Raw genomic sequence first — 11137 nt, forward strand, 5'->3', positions numbered from 1 at the left:
TAATGGCAGGCGGAAAAGAAACCCCGCGGCAGAAGATGATTGGCATGATGTACCTCGTGCTAACCGCTCTTCTGGCGCTTCAAGTGAACTCAGCGATTCTGCTGAAGTTCAAGTTCATTGACGACAGCTTGCTGAGCGTCAACGACAAGACGTCGGGAGCTGCTGACAATACCGTAAAAGGTATTCAGGCAGCTGTGGTGAAAAACCAGAACCAAGCCCGTGATAAAGCTGTGTTGGCGCAAAGCGAGGAAATTCGTCAGAAGACGAAAGACATCGTGAGCTACTTGCGCGGCGTGCGTGAGCAGTTGTTGAAGGCCACCGAGAACACCGGTGCCGAAATGACCAACATGAGCAGCGAGGACAAGGTGGCCATCACCATGCTCGGCGGCAAGAAAAACGGCATTGCTTACACCACGCTGAAGCCGAAATTGAACGAGTACGCTCAGTACATGAAGCAGTTCGTTCCCGAGGCCGCTCCTCTTGCCCTCGATGGCAAAGAAGACAAGCGTGTAACCAAAGACCAGCGCACCAAAAACTTTGCTGAGCTAAACTTCGAAAACACGCCTGTGGTGGCTGCTTTGGCAACCATTTCGCAGAAGGAAACTGAGATTTTGGAATTGGAGTCGGCCGCGTTGCAAAAGCAAGCCGAAAAAGTAGGTGCCAAAACCATCGTATTCGACAAGATTGGCGCTTTCGCTAGCGCTGAGTCGAACACGGTAGCTGCTGGTACCAAGTATAAAGCAGAACTGTTCCTGACGGCTTCGGCTTCGAGCATCAGCCCCCGCATGACGTTGAACGGCAGCCCGCTGTCGGTGGGTCCTGACGGCAAAGGCAAAGTGGAATTCACGGCCCGTCCTGGTGGCTTCGACGCTTCCGGCAACGCCAAGTCATCGTGGACCGGCACCATTCGCTTCAACCAAAATGGCCGCGACACCACCTTCACCGTGAAAGTGCCTTACACCATCACCAAGCCGGTGATGCAGATTCAGTCGGCTTCGGTGCAGGCTCTGTACTTTAAGTGCGGCAACAAGCTGAACGTTTCCGTACCCGCTTTGGGTGCTCAGTACAAGCCCAGTTTCTCGGCTTCCGGTGCTTCTGTGATGTCGGGTGCCAAGACCGGTGACGTAACGCTCGTGCCTAACTCGAAAGAGGTGACCCTGAATGTAAGCAGCGGAGGCAATGCCATCGGTTCGCAAACCTTCTCGGTCCGCCCCATTCCCAAGCCTGAGATTAAGTGCTTTGTAGGTGGCCGTGAGGCTAACGAAAAGCAGGGCACTCCTGGCACGGCCGTTCGTTCAATGACCCTGCGTGCCATCCCGGATGCTGGCTTTGCCACCTTCCTGCCGGATGATGCCCGTTACCGGGTATCGCGCTATGAGGTGACGCTGGTTCGTGGCAAACGCCCCGCAATTCCTACCAGAACTGTCAACGGCCCCGAAGCTAATTTGAGCGACGTAGTGAATGCCTACCGCGAAGGCGACCGTTTGTATGTGGAAGTGAAGGATGTACAGCGTCTCAACTTCCAAGGCAACGTTGAAGCAGTTAGCGTTTCCAAGCAGTTCAACGTGCCCCTGTTGTAATATTTTAGGCTTCGGCCACGTTAGCGAACTATCCTACAGTCAATTTGCATTTGCTCGTTATGAAATCCATCCACACTTTGGCCGCCATTGCGGCGGGCTTGTCGCTTTCGCTGACGGTTTCTGCCCAAGAGCAGGCCACGACGGCGAGCAGCACTGGTTCGCACCGGCCTATTCCCCCTTCCGACCAAATGTTCCGCAAGAGCATCTGGCGCCAGGTTGACCTGCGCGAGAAGCAGAACAAGCCAATGTTTTCGGAGGGCAAAGAGATTAGCCGCATTATCCTCGAAGCGGTAAAACGCGGCGAGTTGCAAGCTTACAAGAATGACTCGCTGACGTCGACCTTCAGCCCACAGGAAGTTTCAGGCAATGCTTCCTATACCGACCAAAAAGTTGAGTTGAGCGCCGAAGAAAAAGCCGCTGGTTTCAGCGAGCAGGACCTCGGAGGCGGTGGCAGCGACGACTGGGGTGCACCCGCAGCCGGAAGCAAAAGCACTGCTGCCAAAACCGTGCGCCAGCCTAAGTTAGGTGCCAATGGTAAGCCGTTGAAAGACAAAAAAGGCCGTGTGGTTATGGAAACGGTGGCCGTTACGCCCCCGCCGCCGCCCGCTCCGGCTGCCAACGAGTACCGGCCGAAGGACTTATATGAGATGGAAGTGAAGGAAGATATGATTTTCGACAAGAAACGGTCGAGAATGTATCACGACATCAAATCCATCACGCTGTTGGTGCCTTCTACACTGGCCTCGAACGTATCGGGCATTGAAAAGCCGATTGGTACATTCAAGTACAGCGACTTGGTGAAGGTGTTCCGCAACAATCCGCAGAATGCCATCTGGTTCAACGCCGAGAACGATGCGCAGCACAAGAACTTGGCTGATGCATTCGAATTATGGTTGTTCAACTCGTACATCACCAAGGTTTCGAACGCCGGCGATAGCCGTTTGGACGACATCTACGGCGGTGCTCAGCAAGGCATCTTGGCTGCTCAGCAAACTTCAGCCGACTTGATTGAGTATGAGTACAACTTGTGGAGCTTCTAAAGCATCAGGAGTAGAAACAACAAAAAGGCCACCGTGAGAACGGTGGCCTTTTTGTTTGGCCATTATCCGGGCAACTGTCGGGCGGGCATGGGATGGGAAGGGGCGTCGTGCTGAGCGAAGTAGTTTTGGAGAACTTTGGCTTTGGCCTTGCCCACCTCAGCCACAAGTTCAGCATCGGTGAGTTCACGGATTTTCTTGACGGACTTAAACTTGTTCAACAGCTTGTCGGCGGTGATGGGACCGAGGCCTTTCACATCGGTTAGCTCCGTTTTGAGGGTGCCGGCATCGCGGCGGGAGCGGTGGAAGGTGATGCCGAAGCGGTGAACTTCGTCGCGCATGCGCTGGAAGAGGCGCAAGGATTCGCTCCTTTTGTCGATGTAGATGGGCAGCGGGTCGTTGGGAACGTAAATCTCTTCCAAGCGCTTGGCGATGCCGATGACGGGAATTTGCCCCCACAGGTTGAGGTCCTTCAGTGCCTTAACTGCCATGCTGAGCTGGCCCTTGCCACCGTCGACAATGACGAGTTGGGGTAAGCTGGCACCTTCGTCAACCAAGCGGCGGTAGCGGCGGGTGACTACCTCGTACATCGAGTCAAAGTCGTTCGGACCAATGACGGTTTTGATGTGGTAGTGCCGATAGTCCTTCTTGCTCGGCTTGGCGTTGCGGAAGCACACCATGGCAGCCACCGGGTTATCGCCCTGGAAGTTGGAGTTGTCGAAACACTCGATGTGCTTGGGGAGCTCGGTGAGACGCAAATCCTTTTTGATGGTCTCCATGATGCGCACCTCGTTCACGTCCTTGCTTTTCTCGTTCATGCTCTCTTTCTCCTTACGGGCGTAGAGCACGTTTTTGATGGCGAGTTCGAGGAGCTTGCGCTTGTCGCCGATTTGGGGAACGGTGAGGGTGGTGCCGGGTAGGGGGAGTTCGACCGCGACGTTGGTGAGGATTTCGCGGGACTCACTTTCAAACTCCTGACGCAACTGCATGATAAGCGGCGCGAGAATTTCGGCGTCTTCCTCGTCAAGCTTTTTGGTGACTTCGAGGGATTGGGTGAGAATGATGCTGCCGTTCATCACCTTCAAGTAGGTGATGAAGCCCGATTTCTCGTTGCTGGCGATGGCGAACACATCGATGTTGGTGAGGGTATCACTCACGATGGTGCTTTTGGCTTGAAAGGCGTCGAGCTTGTCAAGTTTCACCTTGAACTGATGCGCTTGCTCGTACTGCATTTCCTGCGCAGCCTTGGTCATCAGCTCCCGGAAGTACTGCTTGGGGATGCGCAGGTCGCCGTTGAGAATCTGGCGGATTTGTTGGATGTAGCCGTTGTAAGTGGATTCGTCTTCGCGGGCCACGCAGGGGGCATTGCAATTGCCTAGCTGCAACTCAAGGCAGGGGCGAAACTTGCCTGCTTCTACGTTCTCGGGGGTGAGCTTGAAATTGCAGGTGCGCAACGGGTACAAGGCCCGAATGAGTTCCAGCAGCACGTTCAGGGCCGTGCCATTGGCATAGGGGCCGTAGTACCGCGAGCCGTCGTTAATCTTGTTGCGCGTGGGGATGAGGCGCGGAAACCGTTCGTTGGTTAAGCAGAGAAAGGGGTAGGTTTTGCCGTCCTTGAGCAGGATGTTGTACTTGGGCTGGTGCTGCTTGATGAGGTTGTTTTCGAGTAAGAAGGCATCCGACTCCGAATCCACGATGGTGAATTCGATTCGCTTGATGTTGCGGACCAGCTGTTGGGTTTTCTTGTTGTGGTCCTGCTTGGTGAAGTAGCTGCTCACGCGCTTGCGCAGGTCAATGGCCTTGCCCACGTAAATGATGCCCTCGTCATCGAAGTACTTGTACACGCCGGGCTTGTGCGGCAAAGCGTTGATTTGGGCTTGTAAATGCTCTTTGGCGGCCATATCCGGGGAGTAGTCAAATGGAGGAAGTGCGCGGCATAAAAACTGCCGAGTTTCCCATCAAGAATAACGAAAAATGGCCGGCGAAAGGTCGCCGGCCACCGTCGTAAACGCGAAAAATTACGGTTAGATGTCTTCTTCGCTCAAGTCAACCGGGTCGGGGCGGGCCATCTTCTGGTCGTCGGGGATGGTGTCGCGCTGGCCGCCGTAGTACTTCGAGCAATCGGTTTCAATGCTGAGCGATGCCGCAGGCTTCTCAAAGGGCGTTTTCTTGATGTCTAAACTTTTGTCGGCGTACACCTTCTGCATGAACAGGCCGTAGAGCGGCAGCGCCAGGCGGGCGCCCTGCCCATACGCGCCGGTACGGAAGTGAATGCTACGGTCCTCGCCGCCTATCCACATGCCGCACACTAGGTCCGGCGTAATGCCCATGAACCAGGCGTCGGAATAGTTGGAGGTGGTACCGGTCTTGGCCCCAATCTCGTAGGGGAACTTGAAGCCCGTGTGCAGGATGGTGCTGGTGCCGCCGGGCTCCGTGGTGCTGGCTTGCAGCATGTAGGTCATCAGGTAAGCGGTTTCTTCGCTCAGCACTTCTTTGGTGCGGGGCACGAATTCGCGCAGCACGTTCTTGTTCTTATCCTCTATGCGCGTGACCATGATGGGCGAAGTCCACACGCCCTTATTGACGAAGGTGGCATAGGCCCCGCACAACTCAAAAATGCTGACATCGGAAGAGCCGAAGCCAATGGCCGGCACTGGGTCGACGGGGGATTCAATGCCCATGCGTTTGGCATAGCCGGCAATGGTTTCGGGCGTGAGCTTCATTACCAGCCACGCCGTGATGGAGTTCATCGAGCGAGCTAGAGCTTGCCGTAGAGTGAAGACACGACCCGAGAAGCCGCCCTCGAAGTTCTTGGGGGTGTAGGCGGCGCGGCCGGCCTCGGCCGGGAAGGTGGTGGCCACGTCGGGCCGCGGGAAGCAGGGCGAGTAGCCTTGGTCGATGGCCGCCGTGTACACAATGGGCTTGAACGTGGAGCCGGGCTGGCGCTTGCCCTGACGCACGTGGTCAAATTTGAAGAACTTGTAGTTGGGGCCGCCCACCCAGGCTTTTACCTGGCCATTCAGGGGGTTCATGGCCATGAAGCCGGCGCGCAGGTAGCGCTTGTAGTAGGCCAGCGAGTCGAGCGGCGACATCATCATTTCCTTCTCGCCCTGCCACGTGAATACCTGCATCTTGTACTTCTTGCGCAGGTAGTAGTTCACCGAGTCGCGGTTGCCATCGTAGATGTTCATCAGCGACTTGTAGCGCTGGGTACGGCGCATGGAAATGTTGAGGAAGTCAGGTATGACTTTGCCGTTCTCATCGCGCCAAGGCAGTTGGCCTTTCCAGTGCTGAGAAAACCATTTCTGCTGCAAGGCCAAGTGCTCGGCCACCGACTTCTCGGCGTAAACCTGCATGCGCGAGTCGATGGTGGTGTAAATCTTCAGGCCGTCGGCGTACAGGTCGTGGTCGGTTTCCCGGGCCCAGGCCAGCAACGACTTGGCTACTTCCGAACGGAAATAGGGCGCCAGGCCCTTGGTCGGGTTCTCTACTGAGTACTGGAGCACAATGGCCTTGGCGGTGTCGGCGGCCAGTTGCGCATCGGTGATGTAGTTCGACTTGGCCATTTGGCGCAGCACCCAGTTGCGGCGCTTGCGCGAACGGTCGGGGTGCGTGACGGGGCTAAAGCGGCCGGGTGCGTTCACGATGCCCACCAATGTTGCCGACTCAGGCGTGGTCAGGTCCTTGGGCTTCTTGTTGAAGAAGGTTTTAGCGGCTGTATTGATACCGAACGAGTTGGAGCCAAATTCTACCGTGTTCAAATACATGCGCAGGATTTCCCGCTTGGTGTAGTTGCGCTCCAAACGAATGGCCAGTATCCACTCCTTGGTTTTGGTGATGAGCAGCCCCAGTTTGCCGTTGCCATTTAGGGTGCCGTCGTTGAGGTCGGCCCGGGTCCGGAACAGCACTTTGGCCACCTGCTGGCTCAGCGTCGAGCCACCGCCGTTATGATTGAACGTGACCACGCCCACCACAGCCCGGAACACACTTTTGAGGTCGATGCCCGAATGCTGCTCAAAGCGCACGTCCTCGGTGGCAATGAGAGCATCGATAAGGTTCTGTGGCAAATCTTTGAACTCGGCCGGCGTGCGGTTTTCGCGGAAATACTTTCCCAGCAGCACGCCGTCGGCCGAGTATATCTCCGAAGCCAACTCTGAGCGTGGGTTTTCCAGCGTTTTGAGGTTAGGCATGCGCCCAAACAAGTTCAGGAAGTTGCCGCTCACGGCCAGCACAAACAGGCACAGGCCCACCACACCCGCGCCAAACAGCAACCACATGGTGCGCGTGAAAGCCGTAAACCGGCCATTTCGCGCGGGCTTTAAGGGCGTCGGCTTGGGGCGGCGGGCAGGAGAGGAGGTCGGCATAAGTGGCAAAAACGAAATAATAATGCAAAAATAAAGCCTCCGGCGCGGCCGGAGGCTCTAAGCCAGTTCCAGCCCTCTAAGAACTTACTTGTACACGCGCTGATAAAAGGTCAAATACCCGGCCAAATCGCCGGTAGCTTGCAGCAACGCTAGATTTTCCATGCTGATGACCAAGGCTTGGTAACCCGCCCCGCGCAACCGCGCCAGCGGCGATTGGGGCCCCCGCAGCTTGGTGGCGTAGCTCTGCGCAACTTTCGCCCCCGGCAGGGTCCGCACCACCACAAGGCTCTGGTCGGCACCAAGGGCCGGCGTTTCAATCTGCAGGTTGTTGGCCCGGAAAAAGCGGTTGTTGTACGTGCCCAACTGGGTGGGCAAGTCGGCGGCGGGCGGCGTGGTTTTCGGGAACACGAGCACCACCGCGTGCGCTCCGCTGAGCTGGGTGACGTAGGCGGTAGCCGGAGCCGCTGGGGCTGGCGCCGCGGGTGTTCCCGCGCCCGCTGGCGTCGTCGTGGGAGTGGGAGCGGAAGTGGGCGGTATAGCAACCGGTGCCGTGGCAACGGCTGGCGCGGCACCACCCGGCTGCGGGTTCGGCGCGGGGGCTTCCGTCGCAGCCTTTACTTCAGTTGAGGGAGAGGGCGTGCCGGTAGCGCCAGCAGCGGGGGCCGGTGCCCCTTTAGGCGCGGTCTTTGGTGCCTCTTTGGGCGCATCTTTAGGCACTTCTGGAGTTGTGCCCGAGGGGTTGAGGGCTTTGGCCGGCGTTTGGTCTTCCCGGAAGAAAATGCGCATTCGGTTGTCCACTTCGCCGGGGCGGAATACGGAGATGGTTGGCTTTTCAGTGGAAGCCAGTGCCCCCGCTATTTGTCCGGCATCCTGCTTTTTGTAGGTCTCGGCCAAAGCCCGGGCCTGGGGCACCAAGGGGCTGTTGGGGTAGTCCTGATAGAATTTCTCTACCGAAGTCCGGGCCGTGAGCGGCGGTTGCGTGCGAATGATGAGCAGCGTCTTGACGTAAGCAACGATGTCGTTGATGTCACTCTTCGGGTATTGCTTTTCTGTGCGAGCCACCACGGCGGCCGCTTTCTTGAACTCTTGGTTTTTATAATAGGTAAAAGCCGAGTCGACCCGCGCTGCTACGGCGTTGTGCAGCGCCATTTCGTGCTCGCGGTACAACGGGTCGGCAATCAGCTTGGCGTACACCGAAGTGGGGAATTCCCGCTGCAAGGCCGCCGCGTACTGGGCCATCTTACCGGCATCGGGCTTGTTCTTGTAGTGGATATACAGCAGGTAGTACGCCTCGGGAGCATGCTCGCCGTGTACGTAGCGGGTTACTTGCTTCTCGTACGTTTCGATGCCCTTGTCAACTTCCTTGAGCTGCTCTTTATAGATGGTGCCCAGCTCATACAAGGCCGCCTCTACCTGCTTATCCGACGCCTCAAGCTGCGCTGGCGTAATAGGCAGGGCACTGCGGTAGCTGGCCACCAAGGCGTTTTTTTCGGCCGCCGGATTGGGTGCTCCGCCAGCCGCCGCCGAGTCGGCCTGGCCGCCGTTCACGCGGTTTTGGTCATTGCCGGTCACGGCCAGGGGCGCACCGCCGTTGGCGGGTGTATTGGGCGAGCTGCTGGCTTGCCGGCTGGTGCGCCAGTTGTCCTGCAACTGCCGGTCGCCCCATTTTCGGATGAAGTCGGCGCGGGCCACGCCCAGCGCGGCGGGGTTATCGAAGTACCATTTGGCGCCGGAAGCCACGGCGGTGGGGTCAAAGTCGCGCAAGGGGTCTGCTGCTGCGGGTGCGCCAGTACTGCCGGGCAAACCACTGCCGGGCAAGTCGCTGCCTATGCTGCTCGATGTCGGCCGCGCAGCTATTTCAGCCGCCCGGGCATTTACTTTGGCAAGCGCCGCCAGCCGGTCGGCTTCCGCTTTTTTAGCCGCCAGCTCGTTGTCGGCGTACAAATTCAGCTTTTGGTCCAGCGCTTCTTTCGGCAGCTTGGCCAGGGCCTGCAGACTGTCCTGCGTCTCGATGATGGTGTACTGCTTGGCAAACTCCTTCAGAATGTCGCTGCGCTCCTTGATGGCGGCGTAGGTCTTGGCCTCCTTGGCCAGGTTTTGCACGGTGCTGTCGTAGTACGCCGCGGCCAAGCGGTACTTCTGCAGGTCTTCGTAGTAAATGCGGCCGGCCAGCAGGTAGGTATAGCTTTTCTGGAGGCGGTTGGTAGTCGTGGATTTGATGGACTGCCGCAGTAAGTCCAGGGTCTCCGGGAATTTCTTCTCGCGGTAGTTCAACCGCGCCATCTGGTAGTAAATCTTGTCGCGGTAGTCCTTGTTTTTCGGGTCTTTCAACAAGCCCGCGAAGTACTTGTCCAGGCGGGCGCGGTCCTTGGCATTAAGGTCCGACACCTCGGCCAGCAACAGCTTGCTTTGCAGGTCTAACTCGTAGGGCGGGTTGCGCGACAGAATCTGGTTCAGCTGCTCGTACGCCTTCTTGGGTTCGCCTTCGTTTTGGTACAGCTGAGCCAGCACGTAGCGCGTGCGCGACCGTTCGTTCTTGAACTCAATCAGCGGAATGGCCCGCTCCAGCTGCGGAATGGCCTTGGCCGGCTCGTCGATGCGGATGTAATAGTCGGCGCGGGTCAGAAACAATTGGCGGGCATCCTCCGGCAAGCCGGTTTCCTTATCCAGTAAGTCCGACACGGCTTTAGCGCTTTCCATCTCGCCCTGCGCTACAAACGTGCGCATCAGCCCAATCAGGGCCTCGTGCTTGGCGTTGGCGTCCTTGCTGGTCGAATTGACATACTTAAAGGTCAAGGCCGCCTCATCAAACTGCATTTGGTAGAAGCGCGCCCAGCCCACCAAAATGTAGGCGTCGTCCGTCCAGTCGGAGCCCGGCCGGTGCTGAATGGGCATGGAAGCCTTCTTGATGATGTCGTTCAAGTCGGCCCGACTGGCGCGCACCGTCGTGCTGTCCAAGGTAGGAAACAGCGGCAGCGTCTGGTTGTAGTCGTTGATGCGGCCGTCGTAGAGCTTGGCTTCGGTGGCGAACAGCTTCTCGCGGGCCAGAAAATAGGCGTTGTCGCGGGCCGCCACGTTGTTGAACGCGTGCGCCACTAGGTTTTTGTCCGAGGCGCAGCCCGCCGCGCCCAGGCCCAGCAGTACAAGGAACAGCGCCGCCCAGCGGTATGTCAGCGAAGAATGAAGCAAAGCCAAATAGAAGGAGAAAAAGCAGGTCGTTGCTACCGCAACGCGCGTAGCAACGCAAATTGTTCGCCCACGTCCAATAGCTAACGTAGCCGAAGAGGTAAAATTACGTTTTTCCGGGGGCAAATGCGGCCCGGCCCCAGAACGTAACTTTGACCGGTCGCCTTCCTCCCGTCCCATGCCCACCCCGTCCGACACGCCGCCCCCCGGCTCCAACCGCCTTCAAGCCATTGCCAAGTACTCGGGGCTGGCTTTCCAGATGCTCGCCATCATCGGGGGCAGCACGTGGCTGGGCACTTGGCTCGACGCCCGTTTCGAGTCCAAAAATCCGTGGTTCACCATTGGCCTGATGTTGCTGGGCGTCTTCGTGGCGCTGTGGCAAGTCATCCGCAGCCTGACCAAGGACGTGCAATAGCCGCGCCCCGAGTCGACCACTACACTACACCAGCCTATGATGCGGTTTTTGCGCCAGTTTCTTGTTTTCGGCGGTGCGCTCGGCCTGCTGCTCTACGCCTTGCATCGCGTCTACGGGCCTCTGCTGATTCACCCGCTTACCGGTCTGCTGTTCGGCTTCATGGCCGGGCTCACGCTCCTTATTTATAGCCTAACTGCCCGCCTCGTCGCCGTCTCGCCAACTAACCTGGGCATTGGCTACCTCATCGGAATGACCGTCCGAATGCTGACTTCCCTGGCCTTGGTAACGGTGCACCTAGCCCGCGGCGGTGCCCAGGAAGGACGGGGCGTCTGGACCTTCCTCGGGGCCTTCTTCATCCTGTACTTTTCGTGGGCCGGGTTTGAAATCTGGGCTATTTTGAGTAACTTGCGGCCGATTTCGAAAAAGCAAGTAGCGCAATCATAATGTGTTAGCTCGAAATTTCTCACTAATGTACTTTTAATGAAGCGTTTACTTTCCGTTCTTCTCTGCTTCGTATCCCTGTCCGTTTTTGCGAACGAACCCGCCGTTGAGGCT

The 11137-nt window shown here is 57.6% G+C and carries 7 protein-coding genes; 4 read left to right on the top strand and 3 right to left on the bottom strand.

All coding sequences use genetic code 11. From position 1 onward, the window contains the following. The first annotated feature begins 2 nt into the window (after positions 1 to 2). Positions 3 to 1580 (top strand): gliding motility protein GldM, encoded by a 1578-nt coding sequence (gene gldM / locus VF629_RS05480; RefSeq protein WP_331057447.1) that lies wholly within the window; start codon positions 3 to 5, stop codon positions 1578 to 1580. Between the two features lie 77 nt (positions 1581 to 1657). After that, positions 1658 to 2620: a gliding motility protein GldN gene (gene gldN, locus VF629_RS05485; protein WP_331057448.1), complete on the top strand. Its 963-nt coding sequence runs from the start codon at positions 1658 to 1660 to the stop codon at positions 2618 to 2620. Positions 2621 to 2682: 62 nt separating this feature from the next. Here the strand turns inward: gldN and uvrC are convergent, their stop codons facing one another. The 3 genes from uvrC to VF629_RS05500 form a co-directional block, all read right to left on the bottom strand. Next, a complete protein-coding gene (gene uvrC / locus VF629_RS05490; protein WP_331057449.1) occupies positions 2683 to 4518 on the bottom strand; it encodes an excinuclease ABC subunit UvrC in 1836 nt (611 codons plus the stop codon). A gap of 123 nt (positions 4519 to 4641) precedes the next feature. Continuing rightward, complete coding sequence (locus tag VF629_RS05495; RefSeq protein WP_331057450.1) at positions 4642 to 6981, bottom strand: penicillin-binding protein 1A; 2340 nt, start codon at positions 6979 to 6981, stop codon at positions 4642 to 4644. 84 nt (positions 6982 to 7065) lie between these two features. Further along, positions 7066 to 10170, bottom strand: a complete 3105-nt coding sequence (locus tag VF629_RS05500; RefSeq protein WP_331057451.1) for a hypothetical protein — start codon at positions 10168 to 10170, stop codon at positions 7066 to 7068. A gap of 175 nt (positions 10171 to 10345) precedes the next feature. Here VF629_RS05500 and VF629_RS05505 point away from each other — a divergent pair, with 175 nt between their 5' ends. Then, positions 10346 to 10582: an AtpZ/AtpI family protein gene (locus VF629_RS05505; protein ID WP_331057452.1), complete on the top strand. Its 237-nt coding sequence runs from the start codon at positions 10346 to 10348 to the stop codon at positions 10580 to 10582. Between the two features lie 36 nt (positions 10583 to 10618). Continuing rightward, positions 10619 to 11026 (top strand): hypothetical protein, encoded by a 408-nt coding sequence (locus VF629_RS05510; protein WP_331057453.1) that lies wholly within the window; start codon positions 10619 to 10621, stop codon positions 11024 to 11026. Positions 11027 to 11137 lie beyond the last annotated feature (111 nt).

It is taken from the genome of Hymenobacter sp., assembly GCF_036388155.1.
GTDB lineage: Bacteria > Bacteroidota > Bacteroidia > Cytophagales > Hymenobacteraceae > Hymenobacter.